Annotated in this window: 16 protein-coding genes and 1 tRNA gene; 6 read left to right on the top strand and 11 right to left on the bottom strand. The window is 69.3% G+C overall.

The genetic code is table 11. The features are described from left to right. Positions 1-238: 238 nt before the first annotated feature. Complete coding sequence (locus tag AB0B98_RS20685) at positions 239-2,086, top strand: 2-oxoacid:acceptor oxidoreductase subunit alpha (protein ID WP_238671224.1); 1,848 nt, start codon at positions 239-241, stop codon at positions 2,084-2,086. After that, positions 2,079-3,113, top strand: a complete 1,035-nt coding sequence (locus AB0B98_RS20680; RefSeq protein ID WP_238671225.1) for a 2-oxoacid:ferredoxin oxidoreductase subunit beta — start codon at positions 2,079-2,081, stop codon at positions 3,111-3,113. The genes AB0B98_RS20685 and AB0B98_RS20680 overlap by 8 nt, the downstream gene beginning before the upstream one ends. Positions 3,114-3,181: 68 nt before the next feature. Here the strand turns inward: AB0B98_RS20680 and AB0B98_RS20675 are convergent, their stop codons facing one another. Beyond that, the gene (locus AB0B98_RS20675; RefSeq protein WP_238671226.1) at positions 3,182-3,826 is read right to left on the bottom strand and encodes an NAD(P)H-dependent oxidoreductase; all 645 of its coding nucleotides are present in this window, start codon (positions 3,824-3,826) and stop codon (positions 3,182-3,184) included. Positions 3,827-3,908: 82 nt separating this feature from the next. Here AB0B98_RS20675 and AB0B98_RS20670 point away from each other — a divergent pair, with 82 nt between their 5' ends. After that, the gene (locus AB0B98_RS20670) at positions 3,909-4,388 is read left to right on the top strand and encodes a MarR family winged helix-turn-helix transcriptional regulator (protein WP_238671227.1); all 480 of its coding nucleotides are present in this window, start codon (positions 3,909-3,911) and stop codon (positions 4,386-4,388) included. 110 nt (positions 4,389-4,498) lie between these two features. Here AB0B98_RS20670 and AB0B98_RS20665 read toward each other — a convergent pair whose 3' ends face one another. After that, entirely contained in the window at positions 4,499-5,512 is a 1,014-nt protein-coding gene (locus AB0B98_RS20665; protein ID WP_238671228.1) for a potassium channel family protein, read from the bottom strand. Between the two features lie 346 nt (positions 5,513-5,858). Here AB0B98_RS20665 and AB0B98_RS20660 point away from each other — a divergent pair, with 346 nt between their 5' ends. Together AB0B98_RS20660 and AB0B98_RS20655 are read left to right on the top strand one after the other, a co-directional pair. Continuing rightward, positions 5,859-6,356, top strand: a complete 498-nt coding sequence (locus AB0B98_RS20660; RefSeq protein ID WP_308193566.1) for a helix-turn-helix transcriptional regulator — start codon at positions 5,859-5,861, stop codon at positions 6,354-6,356. Positions 6,357-6,492: 136 nt separating this feature from the next. Next, complete coding sequence (locus tag AB0B98_RS20655) at positions 6,493-7,092, top strand: ATP-dependent Clp protease proteolytic subunit (protein ID WP_328651117.1); 600 nt, start codon at positions 6,493-6,495, stop codon at positions 7,090-7,092. 9 nt (positions 7,093-7,101) lie between these two features. Here the strand turns inward: AB0B98_RS20655 and AB0B98_RS20650 are convergent, their stop codons facing one another. From AB0B98_RS20650 to AB0B98_RS20630, 5 genes are all read right to left on the bottom strand, one after another. Further along, entirely contained in the window at positions 7,102-7,761 is a 660-nt protein-coding gene (locus AB0B98_RS20650; RefSeq protein WP_357364568.1) for a response regulator transcription factor, read from the bottom strand. Then, positions 7,758-8,912 (bottom strand): histidine kinase, encoded by a 1,155-nt coding sequence (locus AB0B98_RS20645; RefSeq protein ID WP_357364567.1) that lies wholly within the window; start codon positions 8,910-8,912, stop codon positions 7,758-7,760. Before AB0B98_RS20645 ends, AB0B98_RS20650 begins: the two co-directional genes overlap by 4 nt. Next, positions 8,912-9,748: a CPBP family intramembrane glutamic endopeptidase gene (locus AB0B98_RS20640; protein ID WP_357364565.1), complete on the bottom strand. Its 837-nt coding sequence runs from the start codon at positions 9,746-9,748 to the stop codon at positions 8,912-8,914. The genes AB0B98_RS20645 and AB0B98_RS20640 overlap by 1 nt, the downstream gene beginning before the upstream one ends. 306 nt (positions 9,749-10,054) lie before the next feature. After that, positions 10,055-10,127 (bottom strand) — tRNA-Arg (locus AB0B98_RS20635). Between the two features lie 194 nt (positions 10,128-10,321). Then, the gene (locus tag AB0B98_RS20630; protein ID WP_357364564.1) at positions 10,322-10,972 is read right to left on the bottom strand and encodes a CGNR zinc finger domain-containing protein; all 651 of its coding nucleotides are present in this window, start codon (positions 10,970-10,972) and stop codon (positions 10,322-10,324) included. A 203-nt stretch (positions 10,973-11,175) separates the two neighbouring features. On the opposite strand from AB0B98_RS20630, the gene AB0B98_RS20625 reads away from it, so the two are divergent. Next, entirely contained in the window at positions 11,176-12,420 is a 1,245-nt protein-coding gene (locus AB0B98_RS20625) for an MFS transporter (RefSeq protein WP_357364563.1), read from the top strand. A gap of 110 nt (positions 12,421-12,530) precedes the next feature. Here AB0B98_RS20625 and AB0B98_RS20620 read toward each other — a convergent pair whose 3' ends face one another. The 4 genes from AB0B98_RS20620 to ahcY all read right to left on the bottom strand — a co-directional run bounded on the left by AB0B98_RS20620 (position 12,531) and on the right by ahcY (position 19,471). Further along, on the bottom strand, positions 12,531-13,898 hold the full coding sequence (locus tag AB0B98_RS20620; RefSeq protein WP_357364561.1) for a glycoside hydrolase family 6 protein: 1,368 nt from the start codon (positions 13,896-13,898) through the stop codon (positions 12,531-12,533). A gap of 159 nt (positions 13,899-14,057) precedes the next feature. After that, on the bottom strand, positions 14,058-16,937 hold the full coding sequence (locus AB0B98_RS20615; RefSeq protein ID WP_357364559.1) for a BTAD domain-containing putative transcriptional regulator: 2,880 nt from the start codon (positions 16,935-16,937) through the stop codon (positions 14,058-14,060). A gap of 96 nt (positions 16,938-17,033) precedes the next feature. Continuing rightward, positions 17,034-18,011 carry a carbohydrate kinase family protein gene (locus AB0B98_RS20610; RefSeq protein ID WP_357364557.1) on the bottom strand — a complete coding sequence of 326 codons (978 nt, stop codon included), beginning with the start codon at positions 18,009-18,011 and terminating at the stop codon, positions 17,034-17,036. Positions 18,012-18,025: 14 nt separating this feature from the next. After that, the gene (gene ahcY, locus AB0B98_RS20605; RefSeq protein WP_357364555.1) at positions 18,026-19,471 is read right to left on the bottom strand and encodes an adenosylhomocysteinase; all 1,446 of its coding nucleotides are present in this window, start codon (positions 19,469-19,471) and stop codon (positions 18,026-18,028) included. Positions 19,472-19,567: the final 96 nt, after the last annotated feature.

Genomic DNA, 19,567 nt, shown 5'->3' with positions numbered 1-19,567 from the left:
CGAGCCAGTGGTGATCTGAATTACGGCGGGCGGTGCGTAACCCCGCAAACGCGGGCATTTCGCACCCCAATCCGGTCCCAGTCGGCGGACCTCCGGGGATGGTTAGGGCTCCCTTAGACGTAGGCTCTCAGGTGAGGAACGACAGCGGCCGGACCAGCCTGGGGCGGTGCGGTGAAGCGTTGCGTCAGGGAGGTTCCGTGGCCGGGCAAGCCCCGCAGTCGCGAACGAAGGTGGCACAGTGACCAAGCAGATCCGTCAACTCGACCGGGTGGTCATCCGGTTCGCCGGTGACTCCGGCGACGGCATGCAGCTGACCGGCGACCGGTTCACCTCGGAGACGGCGCAGCTCGGCAACGACATCTCCACACTGCCAAACTTTCCCGCCGAGATCCGGGCACCCGCCGGCACCCTGCCCGGCGTGTCGAGCTTCCAGGTGCACTTCGCCGACTACGACATCCTCACGCCGGGCGACGCGCCGAACGTGCTGGTGGCGATGAACCCGGCGGCGCTCAAGGCCAACCTGGCCGACCTGCCGCGCGGCGCGGACATCATCGTCAACACCGACGAGTTCACCAAGCGCAACCTCGCCAAGGTCGGTTACCAGACCAGCCCACTGGACGACGACTCGCTGGCCGGTTACGTGGTGCACCCGGTGGCGCTGACCTCGATGACTGTCGGTGCGCTAGCCGCCCACCAGGTGTCCAAGAAGGACGCTGAGCGGTCGAAGAACATGTTCGCGCTCGGCTTGCTCTCCTGGATGTACTCCCGGCCCTACGAGTCGACGCTGCGCTTCCTGGAGCGCAAGTTCGCGGCCCGTCCGGAGCTTGTCGCCGCGAACGTCGCCGCCTTCAAGGCCGGTTGGAACTTCGGCGAGACCACCGAGGACTTCGCGGTCCGCTACGAGGTCAAGCCGGCCAAGATGAAGCCGGGCACGTACCGCAACATCACCGGCAACGCGGCGCTCTCACTGGGGTTGGTCGCCGCCGGGGTCCGCTCCGGGCTGCCGGTCTTCCTCGGCGCGTACCCGATCACGCCCGCGTCGGACATCCTGCACGAGCTGAGCAAGCACAAGCGCTTCGGCGTCATCACAGTGCAGGCCGAGGACGAGATCGCCGCCGTCGGCGCCGCGCTGGGAGCCTCCTACGGCGGGTCGCTCGGCGTGACGACCACCAGCGGCCCCGGCGTGGCGCTCAAGAGCGAGACGATCTCCCTAGCCGTGGCGCTGGAGCTGCCGCTGGTGATCGTGGACGTGCAGCGCGCCGGCCCGTCGACCGGCATGCCGACCAAGACCGAGCAGGCCGACCTCAACATGGCGCTCTACGGTCGGCACGGTGAGGCACCGGTCGCCGTGATCGCGCCCCGGTCACCGTCGGACTGCTTCTTTGCGGCGCTGGAGGCGGCCCGGATCGCGCTCACCTACCGCACCCCGGTGATCCTGCTGTCCGACAACTACGTCGCCAACGGCTCCGAGCCGTGGCTGCTGCCGGACGTGGAGTCACTACCCGACCTGCGGGTCGAGTTCGCCACCAAGCCCAACGGCGAGGACGGCACCACCTTCCTGCCCTACCTGCGCGACCCGGAGACCCTGGCCCGACCGTGGGCGATCCCCGGCACCGCTGGCCTGGAGCACCGGATCGGCGGTCTGGAAAAGGCCGACAAGACCGGTGACATCTCCTACGACCCGGCCAACCACGACTTCATGGTGCGCACCCGGGCCGCCCGGATCGAGACGATCCCGGTGCCGGACATCGAGGTGGAGGACCCGGACGGCGACGCCCGGGTCCTGGTCCTCGGCTGGGGCTCGACGTACGGGCCGATCGGCGCGGCGTGCCGCGGGGTCCGCCAGCGCGGCCTCTCCATCGCCCAGGCGCACCTGCGGCACCTGGCACCGATGCCGGCGAACCTCGGTGAGGTGCTCCGCTCGTACGACAAGGTGGTCATCCCGGAGATGAACCTGGGGCAACTGGCCCACGTCATCCGGGCCCGCTACCTGGTCGACGCGATCAGCTACAACCAGGTCCGCGGCCTTCCGTTCACGGCCACCGAGCTGGAGACGACGCTGGAAGAGGTGCTGAAGAATGTCTGAGCCCGTCGCCGTCAAGCTCACCGCGAAGGACTTCAAGTCCGACCAGGAGGTGCGCTGGTGCCCCGGCTGCGGTGACTACGCGATCCTGGCAGCCATCCAGCAGTTCATGCCGGAGCTGAACATCCCCCGGGAGCGCACCGTCTTCGTCTCCGGGATCGGCTGCTCGTCCCGCTTCCCGTACTACATGAACACGTACGGGATGCACTCGATCCACGGTCGGGCCCCGGCGATCGCGACCGGCCTGTCGGTGTCCCGGCCGGACCTGTCGGTCTGGGTGGTCACCGGTGACGGCGACGCGCTCTCCATCGGTGGCAACCACCTGATCCACGCGCTGCGGCGCAACGTCAACCTCAAGATCCTGCTGTTCAACAACCGGATCTACGGTCTGACCAAGGGCCAGTATTCACCGACGTCCGAGGTCGGCAAGATCACCAAGTCGACGCCGGCCGGCTCGGCCGACGCCCCGTTCAACCCGCTCTCGCTCGCCCTTGGCGCGGAGGCCAGTTTCGTGGGCCGCACCATCGACTCCGACCGCAAGCACCTCCAGTCGGTGCTGCGGGCCGCCGCGGAGCACGAGGGATCGGCCTTCGTGGAGATCTACCAGAACTGCAACATCTTCAACGACGGGGCGTTCGAACAGCTCAAGGACCCGTCCACCCGGGACGACTACCTGATCCGGCTGGAGCACGGGCAGCCGATCACCTTCGGTGCCGACGGGCGGTTCTGCGTGGTGCACCCGCCGGGCGGCTTCGGCCTGGAGGTCCGGGACACCAGCTCGGTGCGCCCGGAGGAGATCGTCGTGCACGACGCGACGGTGACCGACCCGGCGTACGCCTTCGCACTGTCCCGGCTGCCCGGCCTGGATCTGCGCAACACCCCGATCGGGGTGTTCCGCTCGGTGGACCGACCGTCGTACGACAGCGTGGTGCAGGCTCAGCTCGCGGCCGCCAAGGCGACTGTCACCGAGACCCCCGAGCAGCAGCTCGCCGGTCTGCTGGGCAGCGGCGACACCTGGACCATCAGCTGACCCGTCCGCACTGACGAGAGCGGCCGTCCCCGATCGGGGGCGGCCGCTCTCGTCGTACCGGCGCTGTCTCAGCGCTGGGCGGTGGCCGGCGTCCAGAGGTTGTCGATCTCCTTCTCGGCCGCCGCGAGGCTCGCCTCGTGCAGCGGGATCAGCTCGGCCATCGCCGGCACGGACGGGGCCAGGGTCAGCTCGGCGCTGATGAAGCGCGGCTGCATGCCGGTCATCGACAGGCCGTGCGGGAGCCACGGTTCGGCGTGGTCCCAGCCGTAGCGCGGGGTGCCCTCGCCGTAGCCGCCACCCCGGGTGGCCAGCACCACGAACTCGCGTCCGCCGAGCAGGCCCTCCTGCGACGTCGGGTCGTACGCCAGGCCGGGAACGATCAGGTGGTCGACCCAGGACTTGACGCTGCTCGGCGCGCCGAAGTTGTAGAGCGGCAGTCCGAGCAGCACCACGTCGGCCTGCTTCACCTCGTCGACCAACCGCTCGCTGAGCTCCCAGGATTCGCGCTGGGCGGGCGTGTGCTGGTCCGGTGGCGTCATCCGGGCGAGGCCGCCCTCCGAATCCAGGTGCGGCAGCGGTTCGGCGCCCAGGTCCCGGTAGGCCACAGTGCCGTCCGGGTGCGCCGCACGCCATGCGTCGACAGCGCGGGCGGTGAGCCGCCGGCTGATCGACCAGTCACCGCGGATGCTCGAGTCGATATGCAGCAGATGCATTATTCCCCCTCTAGGAATCGTCTGTGAAGCACCAACTATTTATAGCAGGCCGATGTTCCGCTGAGTCGGTAGACTGGGTCACATGTCCGCCCAGCCGCTCGACTCCTCCGAGCACCGTTCGGGCGCACTCCTGGACCACCTGGCCCGGCGGATGCGGCTGCGGTCGGAATCGGTGCTGGCGCCGCTGGGGCTACGCCCCCGGCACCTGGTCGCGCTCACAGTGCTGCGCGCCGGAGGCGGCACCGGTCAACAGGCGCTCGCCACCATCCTGGAAATGGACAGCACCAACATCGTCGGGCTGCTCAACGACCTGGAGGCCGAGCAGTTGATCGAGCGTCGGCGCTCCCCCGAGGACCGCCGCCGACACGTCGTCGAACTCACCGAAGACGGTGCGAAACGCCTCAGCGAGGCGGAATGCGCCCTGGCCAGCGCCGAGAACGAGGTGCTGGGAGCGTTGACTCCCACCGAGCGGGAGACGCTCTACGAGCTGCTCAGCCGAGCCTCCACCGGCACGACGGTCAACTGCACCGAGGCGATCTGCGTCGCCGACGACACCTGCTGACGCCGCGTCACCACAGCGGCGGAGCCGGCACACCGGCCGACAGCGGCGCGGTCAGCACGCCACCCCGAGGGGCCGAGCCGTCACGCCGGGGACACCGGAAGGCAGGACGATCAGGCGGTGGTGGCCGACTGGGGGCGGTCGTCGCGGACGTGCACCAGCATGTCGCCGGTCTCGATCACCGCGCCGGCCCGGTCGGCCAGGGTGACCACCTTGCCCCGCCGCACCAGGGCGATCACCAACGACTCCAGCTCGCGCGGCGAGCGACCCACCTCGTCCCGCTCGGCGGAACGCATCGCCAGCGCCATGCCCTGGCCTGGGGTGAGCAGGTCCTCCACCACGTCGATCAGCGGCGGCGCCGAGGTGGACAGGCCGAGCAGCCGGCCCGCCGTGGCCGAGGAGACGATCACATGGTGCGCGCCACTCTGCTTGAGCAGCGGGGCGTTCTCCGCCTCCCGCGCCGCCGCGATGATGCGGACCTGTCCCGCGGTGAGCTGCCGCACCGTCAGCGCGACCAGCACCGATGCGTCGTCACTGTCGGTCGCGATGATCACGGCCTTCGCGTTCTTGACGTGCGCCTCGTTCAGCACCGACGACCGGGTCGCCGAGCCCTCGATCGCCACCAGCCCAGCGGAGGTGGCCTGCCGCAGGGCGGCGGCACTGCGCTCCACCACCACGATCCGCGAGCGGTCCAGACCGTTCTCCATCAGGGCGGAAACAGCGCTGCGCCCCTTGGTGCCGTAGCCGCAGATGATGACGTGGTCCTTCACGGCTCTCCTCCACCGCGACAGGCGACGGCCGGTCCGGTACTGCTCGGTCAGAACTTCCAGTGTGGTGCCGACCAGGATGATAAGGAAGATCACTCGGGCCGGGGTGATGAAGAGGACGTTGACCAGCCGGGCCGACGGGGCGGACGGGGTGATGTCCCCGTAGCCGGTGGTCGAGAGCGACACGACAGCGTAGTAGAAGCAGTCGAGCAGGGTGAGGCCGTCCTCGTTGACGTCGCGGTAGCCGTCCCGGCCCAGATAGACAGCGGCGACCACGGCGAAGACCAGACCCAGGGCGGCGGCGAGCCGAAGGCTCAGCGCGCTCAGTGGGCCCCGGCGCTGTGCGGGAAAATGGATCACCGTCGAACCTGCTCGCCCACCGTCGCCTGCACGCCCACAACATAGCGGGTGCACCGCCGACCGCACGTCCGGGTCGCGGCGGACAGCCGACGGCGCGCGCGTGTCCGGCATGGTCAACTCGGGTTTCAGGAAGTGGGCCGCTCAAGCGGCGTGGGATACCGCGACTTCCGGAAACCCGAGTTGATCAACACAGGCGCCCGCGCCCAGTCGGGCACGCCCTGCTCCCCGGTGAGAGCCCCGGGCCCGCGCCGTCGCAGCGGCGCGGGCCCGGACGGGTCGGTCCGGACGGCCGAGGACGGGCATGATGGGGGGGGTTCCCGACGACGACCGCGAAAGTGAGGCCCGCATGTCGTTACTGCGACGGGTGATCGGCGGGGTGCTGCGCCGCCACCGCCAGCGTCAGGGCCGCACGCTGCGCGAGGTGGCCGCGTCAGCCGACGTCTCGGTGCCCTACCTCTCCGAGGTCGAGCGGGGCCGGAAGGAGGCCTCGTCGGAGGTGCTGGCGGCGATCTGCCGAGCGCTCGGCATCAGCCTCGCCGACCTGCTCGGCGAGGCCCGCGACGACATGCGGCGGGTCGAGCCCCGCCTCCCGGCCGCGCCGCGCGCCGCGCTTACCCACCTGGAGCGGGTCGATGCGACCCGGCGGGAGATCGGCAACGCCACCCTGCTGGTGGGACCACGTGTCGGCGGGTTCGTCCTGCACCGCGGGCCGGTCGCGAGCGAGCCGACCCTCAGCGTCGTCGAAAGAGCCTCCGCTGGTGGCTCGCGCCCCGGTCCGCGTACCGCAGCGCTTGCTGACAGCGCAGAAAGCCGGCTCGGCCTGCGGCGGCTGACCGCCGCGTAGGCCGCGCGGGTTCTGCCGTCGGCGGATCTGCCGGCGGCAGAATCACTGGGCCACCGCCGCCGTCGCCCGCACGCTGGAGGGGCCGGTCCACCGGGCGGTCCCCACCACCCGCCGGCACGGCGGAAGGCGACGACACATGATCGGGTACAACGTGCGAATGCTGGAGGGCGGGCAGCCGTCCTTCGGTGATCACGTGTTCGAGCGGCTGCTGCGGGAACGGATCGTCTTCCTCGGCACCGAGGTGACTGAGGAGTCGGCCAACCAGATCTGCGCGCAGATCCTGCTGCTCGCCGCCGAAGACGACAACCGGGACATCTACCTCTACATCAACTCGCCGGGCGGTTCGGTGAGCGCGGGAATGGCCGTCTACGACACCATGCGCTACGTCCGCAACGACGTGGCGACACTGGCACTCGGGTTCGCCGGCTCGATGGGGCAGTTCCTGCTCTGCGCGGGTGCGGCCGGCAAGCGGTACGCGCTGCCGCACTCGCGGATCATGATGCACCAGCCGTCCGGCGGGATGGGTGGCACCGCCGCCGACATCACCATCCAGGCGGAGAACATGCTGCACGTCAAGCGGACGATGCAGGAGCTGATCGCCCAGCACAGTGGACGGACCCTCGACGAGATCCAGCGGGACTGGGACCGGGACCGTTGGTTCACCGCCGAGCAGGCCCGGGAGTACGGCCTCATCGACCAGGTGGTCACCCGAGCCGAACAGCTGCCGACGCTCTGACCCGCATCCTCAGGTCGCCAGGCCCGCGCGGTACGCGTAGACCACCGCCTGCACGCGGTCGCGCAGGTCGAGCTTGGTGAGGATGCGCGACACGTACGTCTTGACGGTCTCCTGGCTGATCACCAACGTCGCGGCGATCTCGCTGTTGGACAGGCCGTTGGCGATGAGGCGCAGCACCTCAAGCTCGCGCGGGGTCAGCCCAACGTCGTTTCGCGTGCCCTCGGCGGGACGGATGCGCGCCGCGTACCTTCCGACGAGCTGCCTGGTCACCTCGGGCGCCAGCAGCGCGGCACCGCTCGCGACGGTGCGGATGCCGTCCAGCAATTGGGCCGGCGGGGCGTCCTTGAGCAGGAACCCGCTTGCTCCGGCGCGCAGCGCCTCGTACACGTACTCATCGAGATTGAACGTCGTCACCACGAGCACCTTGACGGGTCGGGCCACTCCGGCGCCGGCCAGCAGGTGAGTCGCCTTGATGCCGTCGAGTACGGGCATCCGTACGTCCATCACGACCACGTCCGGACGCAGCCGGCCGGCGAGGTCGACCGCCGCACGCCCGTCCCCGCACTCGCCCACCACCTCCAGATCGGGCTGAGCGTCGATGATCGTCGCGAAGCCGGTGCGGATCAGTGCCTGGTCGTCGCAGACCAGCACCCGAATCGGCGTCGTCACGACGGGTTCCCGGTGGGGATGCGGGCCGACACGACGAACCCGCCGCCCACGCGCGGTCCTGCGCTGAACTCGCCACCCAGCACGACGACCCGTTCGCGGAGCCCAGCGAGGCCGCGTCCGCTTCCCCCGGGGGCCTCGGCGTACGAGCCCGAGTCTTCGGTGGTGACCTCCACAGTGGTTTCCCTCTCGCCGTGCTGCACGTGAACAGTGGTACGCACGCCGTGGGCGTACTTGAGGGCGTTCGTCAGCGCCTCCTGCACCACCCGGTAGGCCGCGACCTCGGCACCGCCGGTCGTGTCCGCCGGGCTGCCCTCCTCGGTGAAGTCCACGGGCTGCCCGGCCTGCCGGGTCTGCTCGACGAGGGAACGGAGCTCGCTGACGGACGGCGTACGCGGATCGGTGCTGTGGTCGGGGTTGAGCAGGTCGAGCAGGTGACGCAGGTCGGTGATGGCCCGGCGGCCGGTGTCGGTGATGGCGGTGAGGGTCGTGTCGAGGCGTTCAGGGGCGGCGGCCAGGTAGCGGGCCGCCTCGGCCTGCACGACCATCGCTGTCACGTGGTGGGTCACGATGTCGTGGAGTTCGCTGGCGATGCGGGCGCGTTCGGCGGCGCGGGCGGTCAGGGCGACGTAGCGGCGGCGTTCGGCTTCGGCGGCCCGGGACTGCCGCAGCCAGGCTCCGATGCCCCAGGCCAGGACCAACAGAAGGTAGAAAGTGCCGAACCCGGTCACGCCCTCGGGTGACCCTTGCCGGTCGAGAGCCACGGCCAGCGCCACGTACGCGGCGGAAGCCAGGACCATCGTGGTACGCCGACGACGTTCAAGGTGTGCCCCCGCGCTCACCAGCGCGATGGCAAGCGCGGATCCCGCAACCGTGTGATACGCGCGGAGCTGGTCGATCGCGAAGCCGACCGACACCAGGGCGAGGCAGAGGGCAGGCCACCGTCGGCGGACCGCGAGCGGGAGGCATTCCAGGGCGAGCACCGCGACGGTCAGCGCGTCGAAGGGACGCCCCGGGAGTTCGCCGAGCTGCGTACCGTGGTTCTGCAGCGGGGGCAGCACCGACGCGAGGGCGAGCAGCAGCCCCAACGGGAAATCCCGGACCGTGACGTCCCACCGCCGCCACGAGTCCGGGACCCCCCAAAGGTCGATCATCAGGAAACCGTAGCCGTCGCCGGCTGGACGTCGATCGCGCGTCGGCGACGCGGAACGATGTGACCACGACGGTGGGCCAACCACATGAACACCAGTGTCAACACCACACCCGCCGCTACCGTGTAGAGGCTCCCCTCCGGGCCGAAGTCGCCGCCGGTGACCATGGTCGGGCCGGACATCGTGGTGGCCAGCAGACCCTCGGACTGACCGGTGCCGGAGACCACAACACTGAAAATACCGCCGGCGGCGAAGTTCCAACCGAAGTGCAGGCCGATCGGCACCCAGAGGTTGCGGGTGGCCGCGTAGCAGGCGGCGAGCATGAAACCGGCCTCCACCACGATGCAGATCGCGCCCCACATGCTGGCGTCGGCGTTGAACAGGTGCATCAGGCCGAACACCCCGCCGGTGAGCACCAGTGCGAGCCAGGTGCCCGTGCGTTCCTCGACGACCCGGAACAGGACGCCCCGGAAGAGCAACTCCTCGGTCACGGCGGCGGCGGCCATGAACCCGAGCATCGCCACCGCGCCCGACACCGAGCCCAGGCCGTTGACGTCGTAGTCGGCGACGAAGGCGATGTTGATGATCACCGCGGCGAACATCCCGAACCCGATCAGCGCCCCGCGGGCGATCCGAGCGACGGCGCCGACTCGCGCCAGCTCCGTGACCGCGCGATGCTCGGTACGCGGTACCACCCAGCCGTAGACGAGGACCGCGACCACGGCCGTCAACACACCGATGATCAGAGTGAGCCAGGCGTTTCCCTCCACCGCGACGATGGCCTGGCCACCGACGAAGGTGACCGCCGCAACGGCCACTAGCTGTTTCAACAAGCGCATGATGACTCCCTCAACGAGATCGGCGGCGCTGAGGCGCAGCGGCCACGTCAAACGCTATGGAGCCGTCGGTCAGGAATCGTCACCGTGCGGTGGACACTTGCGGGTAGCTCGCACGGGGGACCTCCGCCGCGCGTGCATCGCCGCTGCCCGGCGCCTCGCTGACAAACGGTGCAAGTCACGGCAGGTGGAACCCTGGCGCGCCAGTGCCACGGTCGCGTCGGCTGCGAACACGCTGTCCGGTTGGTGGAACCCATTGAACGGCATGCATTCGGGCAGCTCAGATGGCGTTTCGGCTGCATATCGAAGTGCCCCCGGCAGGATTCGAACCTGCGACACACGGTTTAGGAAACCGATGCTCTATCCCCTGAGCTACGGGGGCGCGAGGGCCCAGTCTAGCGACCCGGGCGGCCAGCTGGGGTGGCAGGGAGCGGCCTGCGTTCACCTCGCCGCCCGGACGCCTGTTATCCCAGCACAGGCGCGACAACCCGACGGGACGCCAGGGAACAGACAGGAGGTCGGCAGGCGGCCGCTGCCGTGGCAACTCACCACGCACAGCATCGATCAGTCGACCGGCTACGAGTTGGCGGGCCGGGCGGCGCGGCGACGTTCGGTGAGCCGTCGCGCCTTCACCACGTTGCCGCAGTCGGCCATGCGACACCAGCGGCGGGATCCGTTGCGGCTGCGATCGAGGAACAGCCAGCCGCAGCCGCCTTCGAGCACCGGGCAGCGGCGCACTCGGGTCAGGTCGGCCGTCAGCATGACGTCCAGAGCAGCCTCGGCGATCCGGTCGGGCACCAACATTGCCGGCACCGTGCCGTAGACCAGCCGTACCTGCGACGAGTCGAGCACGAATCGTGCTCGAGCGGCCGCGCCGGACCAGCGTTGGTGTAGTCCGACCAGCGCGGCACCGGCCGCGATGGGGTCGCCCGCCGTGCCGTCGTCCGCGTCGGTGATCGCGGCGAGCATCACGAGGTACAGGCCCTCGCGGATGTCCCGCGCGGCGGCCAGTCCCGCGTGCGCGGCGGCGGGCTCATCGTGCCACGCCCGGCCAACCTGGTCGGCCTCCGCGTCGCTGATCAGGCCCACCTGGACCGACCAGCGCAGCAGGGCGGAGCTGTCGGACAGGAAGTCGTGCGGTGCGGTGCCCCCGCGCTCCAGCGTGTTGACCAGATCCAGCACGGGGTGCCCCCCGACCATCGGCAGCTGGCACACGTCGATTGGCATGCCAGGCAGGCTACCACCTAGGCCGCCCAAGACGGTTACACCATGTTCCGTTCGGGAGTCGGCGCGACCCGTTGGGCTTGACGCATCGGCTTAGGGATAGGACCCGGCAGCGAGACAACGAGGGATGCGCAGCCGTCTATGCTACCGTCAAAACCCATTTAGCTGGGATCATCGACCGCTATCCAGGATCTGGGAGGTAGCCAATGGCGCACCAACGACGCGCGGCCTATGCCCTCGCCGCGTTGTCCGCCGCCACTTTCTGTTACGTCACCACCGAGGTGCTTCCGATCGGGTTGCTCACGCTGATCGCGCCGGACCTGGGACGCTCCAGGTCCGAGGCCGGTCTGTTGGTGACCGGGTACGCCGCAGTGGTCATGCTTGTGGCGCTCCCCCTCACCCGGGTCACTCGACGCGTACCCCGGCGCCCCCTGCTCGCCGGCGCCCTCGGTGTGTTCGCCGCGGCGACGACGGTGTCGGCCTTCGCAACCTCCTACGAGGTGCTGCTCGCCGCGCGGCTGGTCTCCGCCACCACAAACGGCGTCTTCTGGGCAGTGGTGTTCCCGGTGGCGATCTCGATGTTCCCCGCGAACATCCGAGGTCGCATCGTGGCTCGGCTGTCGATCGGCAACGCCCTCGGCCCGGTCCTCGGCGTGCCGCTGAGTACCTGGTTGGGCGGGCAGGCCGGGTGGCGGGCCGCCTTCGTCGCGATGGCCATCTTCGGCTTCGTCACCTGCATCGCTGTCGCCCTGCTCCTGCCGAGCGTCGCAGCGCAACAGGATGCAGTCGACACGGGGCCGATGCCGGACCGGCACCGCTTCGTCGTGCTCCTTGTCGCCACCATCCTCGCGGTCACCGGCGCCATGGGCGCGTTCACCTACATGACCGTCTTTCTGCTCGACGTCAGCCGGTTCGCCGCAGCATCTCTCGGCCTGCTGCTCTTCGTTCAAGGATCGTTCGGCGTCGCCGGCACCTGGGCGGTCGGCCGGGTCCTGGACCGATTTCCACTCGGTGTCGTGCTCGTTCTACTCGGGCTCCTCAGCGCCGCGATGCTGGGCCTCTCTGGAGTTGGCACGAGCAAGGTACTGACGATCCCGTTGCTCGCCGTGGCGGGGATGTCGTTCAGTTCGCTGATCGCGGGAATCCAGCACCGCGTCATGCAGGTGGCCCCGTCGACCACCGACATGGCGTCGGCCAGCCTCAGCGTCGCGTTCAACTTCGGCCTCGCGGCCGGCTCGTTGATCGGCGCGGGTCTGCTGGCGACGGCCGGGGTGCGCGTCATCCCGTTGTTCGGTGGCCTGCTGACAGCCGTGGCGATCGCGTTGCTCGCCGGCCACGAAATGTCCCGCAGGAGAGGGAGGAACCACAGGCCTGACCAGAGCAGTTGGCCGAAGCGACAGACCCGCAGCCACGATGCCGAGAAACCACAGGCCGCCAGCGTGCCGACATAGGCTGGCGGTGTTCGGTGAGCTACGCGACCTGGGCGCGTTCATGCGGGGTGGCAGAGAACGGCCCGGCACGGAGAGTGGTCCTCCGCGCCGGGCCGCCGCATTGACTGAGGTCAGTTGGTCACGCAGTCGGCCAACACGCCCGGGCCGGTGCCGGTGCCCTGGAAGCCGAAGTTGGTCGACTGTCGGCCCAGGACCCGTCCGTTGTAGCTCACGTTGGTGAACCCCACGGTGCCGCTGGTGCCGCTGACCTGTGCGTTCCAGGCGCTGGTGACCGCGCCGCCGGGCAGCGGGACGGTAACGGTCCAGCCGTTGATGTCCGACTTGCCGGCGGTGACCGTCACGCTCGCCGTGAAGCCGCCAGCCCACTGGTTGACCGCGATCGACGCGTAGCAGCCGTCACCGGCCGGCGGCGAGCTCGGAGGGGTGGTCGGCGGGGTGGTGGTCGGGGGAGTGGTCGTCGGCGGCGTCGTCGTCGGCGGGGTGGTGGTGGGCGGGTTGGGCGCGCCGTTGGCCAGGCTGAAGGCCAGGTCGGGCTGGAACGAACCGGCAGTGTAGCGGCAGCCGTCCGCCTCCCCCGGCGGCTTCACCCACAGGTACGCGTCGATGTTGCTGTCACCCGTGTTGGTCGTCGGGTACTGCCCGATACGCCGGTCGGTGTTGTCGTCGCCGCACCAGTCCCCGCTGGCACCCCCGTTACGGCTGGTGTCGATGACCTGGCGCTTGCCCGAGATCCCCATGCCGTTGAGGGCGGAGATGACAGCCCGACCGAAGTTCGCCTCGTTGGAGGTGGAGTTGTAGTTCGACACGTTGGTGAAGAAGCCGTCGGCGTACTGCACGCCGGCCGCCCGGAGCCGGTTGGCCGTCTCACCAGCGCTGTTCCAGGTGGAGTGGCCGGCGTCGAGGTACACCTTGGCGTTGGGGTTGCCCGACTTGATGGTCCGGGTGGCAGTCGAGATCGCCTGGTTGCGCGCGTTGATCTCGGCGCTGCTCAGGCACGTCAGCAGAGCGAGCGAGTCGGTTTCCAGGATGATGATGACGGTCTGGTTGCCCAGTCCCCTGGCGAAGTTGGACACCCACGTCTGGTACTGGTTGAGGTCCGGCGCCCCACCGGCGCTGGCCCCACCGCAGTCCCGGTTGGTGATCTCGTAGACGGCCAGCACCGGGATCTGCTGCGCCGCGTTGGCGGCGCCGATGAACCCGGACACCTCGGACTGCACTGTCGAGGGGTTGAAGTTGGCGAACCAGCGCGCCTGCGGCTGGCTCGCGATCTTGTCGCGGATGACGGCGGTACGCGAGTCGCCGGGGTTGGCGGCGACCCAGCGGACGACTGCCGAACTCGGGTCGCGGTAGAGCGACCCGGACAGTGTGCCGGCGGAGGCGCTGCTGACGGCGAGGCAGACGCCGACGGCGGTGGCGCCCGCTACGGCCGCCACGCTGATGGTCGCCGATCTGCGGCGGAGCGAGGAGAAGATAGCCACGACGTGTTGCCTCCAGATCACATAGATGTGTCTAAGTTCATGGGAGCGTTCCCAGGGACGTTAGCGGAGGCGCGGACCGCTGCCAAGACGTGAACACACGTCGATGGATTGGATGTCCGTGTTTGGGGGCCCGTGTCCGGGTGTCACAACTGGCGGGAGTCAGGAGCCGTAGATGCTGACCTTCAGCTTTTCCCGAATGGCTGCCGCCTGCACCTCGTCGCGCCCGTTGTAGACATCCAAGGCCTGGTGCCACACCTTCCACGCGGCGGCCAGGTCACCCGCGGCCTCGTAGGTGTCACCGAGGCGGGCCAACGCGCTCGCCTGGAGAGTGGTCTCGCCGACCTCCGCAGCCAGGTTGACCGCGCGCCGCCCACAGGAGAGCGCCTGCGCGTGGTCGCCTCGTTGGTGGTGGACATGCGCAAGGCTGTCCCACACGTACGCCTCACCGTGGAGGTCACCCAAGCGCTGCATGAGAGCAACGGCGCGTCCGCAGTAGTCAAGAGCGCGGGCGTGGTCCCCCAGCAGGCTGTGATACCACCCGACCGCGTTGAGTGCGCTTGCCTCGCCAGATTCGGGACCAGCATGCTGATGGAGGCGCAGCATCTGTTCGGCGTGCGCCAGCGCGTCACGGTAGCTTCCCTGGCGCTCGGCCAACCAGGACAGATTGCTGTGGACCTGCGCCTGTCCGGTCCGGTCCCTGATCTCGACGTACAGCCTCAAGGCAGAACCGTGGTGCTGGCGGGCACGTTCGTAGTGCCCCAGCCGGGTGTGGGCGTTGGCGAGGCCACGATGACACCGGGCCTCGGCCCTGCGATCCCTCAGCCGCTGCGCAGCGACGAGGCCGGTGGCCTCGACCGCAGCCCATTCGTGCCACCACCCGCATCGGTTGAGGAAGGTGGTCAGTGTCCAGCCGAGTTGCCAGGCGTGCGAGTCGAACCCGTTCGACGCTGCCATGTCGACGGCCGTGACGAGTGCCCGCCGTTCGTGCGTGTACCAGGCGAACGCCGCGTCGCTGTCGGTGAGGACCTCAGTGGTCACGCCGGGCTGCGGCGCCGCGAGGTCGATCGAGTCACGCCGGTGCGGGTAGATCAGGCGATCGGCGACATGGGCGGTGTGCAGGTAGTGGTCGAGCATCCGCTGCCGCGCGGCGCGCTGATCGCGCTCGGTCTCGTGAACACCGACGAGTTCGCGCGCGTATACGCGCAGGAGATCGTGGAGCGCGTACCGGTCGGCCGAACGCCGCTCGACCATGTGGACCGCTACCAGGTCGGCCAGCAGTCGGCTGGTCTGGTCCAGCGGCAGACCGGCCAGGCTGGCGCAGGTCGAGACGGCCATCTCCAGGCCGTGATGCAGGCCGAGCAGGCGAAACAGTCGGGCGTGTTCGGGGCTGAGAGCGCGGTAGGAACCGGAGAGCACGGTCCGGAGGTCGGACTGCGGATCGTCTCCGGCAAGGACGTCCAGATCCCCACCGCTCCCGAGGCGACTGGCGAGGACCTCGATCGGGAGTTGGGCGTCGGTGGCCGCACGCGCTGCGACGATGGCCAGCGCCAGGGGTAGACCTGCGCACCTGCGGATGATCTGGTCGACGGCTCCCGCGTCCTGCACGACTCGGGCGACGCCGAGTCGACGGGTGAGCAACTCGTGCGCTTCCACCGCGGTCAGCATGCCGAGCGGAACGGGTTGAGCCCCTTCGTTCACGACGAGTCCGGTGAGCCGGTTTCGGCTGGTGACCACGACCAGGCAGGAAGGGTTGCCCGGGAGCAGCGGGCGCACCTGTGCCGCGTCGCGGGCGTTGTCCAGCACGACCAGCACCCGCCGGTCGGCCAGGACACTGCGGTAGAGACCCACCTGGGCGTTGATCCCGGGAGGTATCCGGTCCGGCGGAACGTGCAACGCCTCCAGGAAGTCTCGTAGGACGTCGGTGGGCTTGAGGGCCGCCGTTCCGTCCGGGCCGAACCCGTCCAGGTTCACAAAGAGCTGCCCGTCCGGGAAACGGTCGCGGACCCGATGTGCCCAACGGACGGCCAGCGCGGTCTTGCCGACGCCGGCATGGCCCACTATGGACAGGACCGTGGGCTGCGGCTGGTCGGTGGGATTGGTCGCCAGAGCCGCATCCAACTCGGCCAGACTGGCTGAACGGCCGACGAACAGAGCCCCTTGCACAGGTAGTTGAGCAGGGCGAACAGGTGTCGCACCGGCGCCGGAGGCAAGGGTGACGCCCTCGGGACGCGCCGACGGGTCGAGGGCTCGGTCTTGCCGAAGAATCGCCTCGTACCTCCTACGCAGCTCGTCGCCCGGGTCGACGCCCAGTTCGTCGGCGAGCGTGGAAGCGACGCGCTGGTACGCCTCGATCGCCTCGGCCTGCCGCCCAGACTGGTAGAGGCCGGTCATCAGCATGGCCGCGAGCCGCTCGCGCAGCGGATGTTTCGCCACCAGATCAGTCAGTTCGGCGACCACGGCGGCCCCGCCGCCGAAGGTCAGCTCGCACTCCAGACACTCTTCGAGGACCGCTATGCGCATCTCCTCCAACACGGCCGCCTCGCGCTCCAACACGATCCCGTTCAGATCCGCGAGCGCGGGACCCCGCCACATCGACACCGCCTGACGCAGCACGACGGCTGCCTTGCGCTTGTCATCGAGCGCTACGAGGCGTCGCCCCTCGGACACGGCGTCCTTGAATCGGGCGAGATCCAGCTGACCCGCGTCGACGCGAAGCCGGTAGTTGGCGCGCTCACCACCCAGCAGGTGCGCCGCACCGTAGCGGTCAAGGGTGCGACGCAGCCGCCAAATTCCGCTGTGGATCTGGTTGCGAGCCGTCGCGGGCGGGTCCCCGTTCCAGGCGATGGCGGTCAGGTCAGCGGCGGACACCAGCTGACCGTGCCGGAGAAGCAGACCGGCCAGCAGCCTTCTCTGCCGCTCGCCGCCCAGCTCAACGCGTCGGTCGCCAGCGCTAACCTCAAGGGGCCCGAGCACCATGAAGTCGATCGGCACCGCCACGATGACACCCCCGTTGTGCAGATCGGCCCGTAGGGTAGTCATCCGGTGTCACTGTGTCAAGATCGAGCCCCGCTGATCGTCGTGCATCGTCTGAAGACCGCCCGGGGACGGGGCCGGCTCGCCCCCGGGCTGCCCCGATCAGACCCGAGCCAGCCCCAGCGCCCGGACGTCGACAGCTACGTCCGCGCCGTAGGAGTCGACGATGCGGCGCTCGAAAGCGTCGGCGTCGACCGTGTATTCCTGCGGGCCCTCGACCTCCAGCACGTGCGCCCCCAGTACGCAGCCCACCTGCGCCGCGCGCTCGATGGGCAGGTCGGCGGCGAGTGCGGCGAAGAAGCCGGCCCGGAAGCCGTCGCCGACGCCGGTCGGGTCGACGATGCGGCCCACCCGCGCCGCCGGAACCAGGAAGTCACCCTCCTGCCCGGTGACGCGTACCCCGTTGGCGCCCAGGGTCACGACCCGCACGCCCACGCGGCGCAGGATGTCGTCTTCGCTCAGCCCGGTCTTCGACTCCAGCAGCGCCGCCTCGTACTCGTTGGTCAACAGGTAGCGAGCGCCGCTGATCATCGCCTCGATGTCGGCCGACGGCATCCGGGCCAGTTGCTGTGACGGGTCGGCGGCGAAGGGCAGGCCCAGTCGGCGGCAGGCGGCGGCGCGGGCGAGCATCGTGTCCGGGTTCTCCGCGGCGACGATGACGAGCCCGAGCCTGCCGGCCCGTGCGGCGACACCGTCGAGGCTGATGCGGTCGGGCTCGCCCATCGCGCCGGGATAGAACGACGCGATCTGGCAGAGGTCGGTGTCGGTGGTGCAGATGAACCGGGCGGTGTGTGCGCTGGAGCTGATCTGCACCTCCGAGCAGTCGACCCCGTGCCGCTCCAGCCAGCTGCGGTAGTCGCCGAAGTCAGCGCCGACCGCGCCGAGCAGCACCGGCCGGTGCCCCAGTTGAGCGAGCCCGAAGGCGATGTTGGCCGCGACCCCACCGCGCCGGACGACCAGGTCGTCGACGAGGAACGAGAGCGAGACGGTGTCGAGGCTGCCGGCGATGAGCTGTTCGGCGAACCGCCCCGGAAAACGCATCAGATGGTCGGTCGCGATCGAGCCGGATACGGCGATCATGCGGACGGGCCCTCTCAGTAGCGGTAGTGGTCGGGCTTGTAGGGCCCTTCGACCGGGACGCCGAGGTAGCTGGCTTGTTCCTTTGTCAGTTCGCTGAGGCGGACACCCAACGCGGAGAGGTGGAGTCGGGCCACCTTCTCGTCCAGGTGCTTGGGGAGGGTGTGCACACCGATCGGGTACTGGTCGGTGCTGGTGAACAGCTCGATCTGCGCGATCGTCTGGTTGGCGAAGCTGTTCGACATCACGAAGCTCGGGTGCCCAGTGGCGTTGCCCAGGTTCAACAGCCGTCCCTCGGACAGCACGATGATCGAGTGGCCGTCCGCGAACCGCCACTCATCCACCTGCGGCTTCACGGTGATCCGCTCGACATCCCCGCGTTTCGCGAGACCGGCCATGTCGATCTCGTTGTCGAAGTGGCCAATGTTTCCCACTATCGCCTGGTGCTTCATCCGCGCCATGTGCTCGTTGGTGATCACGCTGAAGCAGCCGGTGGCGGTCACGAAGATGTCGGCGGTCTCGACAACGTCGTCGATGGTCGCGACCTGGTAGCCGTCCATCGCCGCCTGGAGGGCGCAGATCGGATCCACCTCGGTCACGATGACCCGCGCACCCTGACCACGCAGACTCTCGGCGCAGCCCTTCCCGACGTCGCCGTAGCCGAACACCACCGCGACCTTCCCGCCGATCAGCACATCGGTAGCCCGGTTGATCCCGTCGATCAACGAGTGCCGGCAGCCGTACTTGTTGTCGAACTTGCTCTTGGTCACGGAGTCGTTCACGTTGATCGCCGGGAACAGCAGGTTCCCCGCCTGCTGCATCTCGTACAGCCTGTGCACGCCGGTGGTGGTCTCCTCGGTCACCCCCTTGATCCCGGCAGCGATCCGCGTCCAGCGGCGGTTGTCCTCCCGCAGCGACCGGGTCAACACACCGAGGATGACCTCGTACTCCTCCGAGTCGGCGCTCTCCGGCGACGGGACGGCGCCGATCGCCTCGAACTCGGCGCCCTTGTGCACCAGCAGCGTGGCGTCACCACCATCGTCGAGGATCATGTTCGGGCCCTGCCCGTCCGGCCAGAGCAGCACCTGCTGGGTGCACCACCAGTACTCGTCGAGGGACTCGCCCTTCCAGGCGTAGACCGGGACGCCCGCCGGGGCCTCCGGGGTGCCGGTCGGGCCGACGGCGATCGCCGCCGCGGCGTGGTCCTGGGTGGAGAAGATGTTGCAGGACGCCCAACGGACCTGCGCGCCGAGCGCCACCAACGTCTCGATCAACACGGCCGTCTGGATCGTCATGTGCAGTGAGCCGGTGATCCGCGCACCCTTCAACGGCTGGCGCGAGGCGTTCTCCCTCCGGATCGACATCAGACCCGGCATCTCGTGCTCGGCCAGCTCGATCTCCTTACGCCCGAAGGCCGCCAACGACAGATCCGCCACCTTGAAATCGCTGAAGTCGCCAGTCATGCCCGCACCCTCCCCCACCCGCGTCGAGGACCGTTGGAGTCCCGTTCAACCGGGCTCATGCTCCGCACACCGGGCCACCCCGGGCCCGGGTGCGGA

Source organism: Micromonospora sp. NPDC048947, from assembly GCF_040649495.1.
Classification (GTDB): Bacteria; Actinomycetota; Actinomycetes; order Mycobacteriales; family Micromonosporaceae; genus Micromonospora; species Micromonospora alfalfae.
This window is presented reverse-complemented; position numbering and strand designations above follow the sequence as displayed.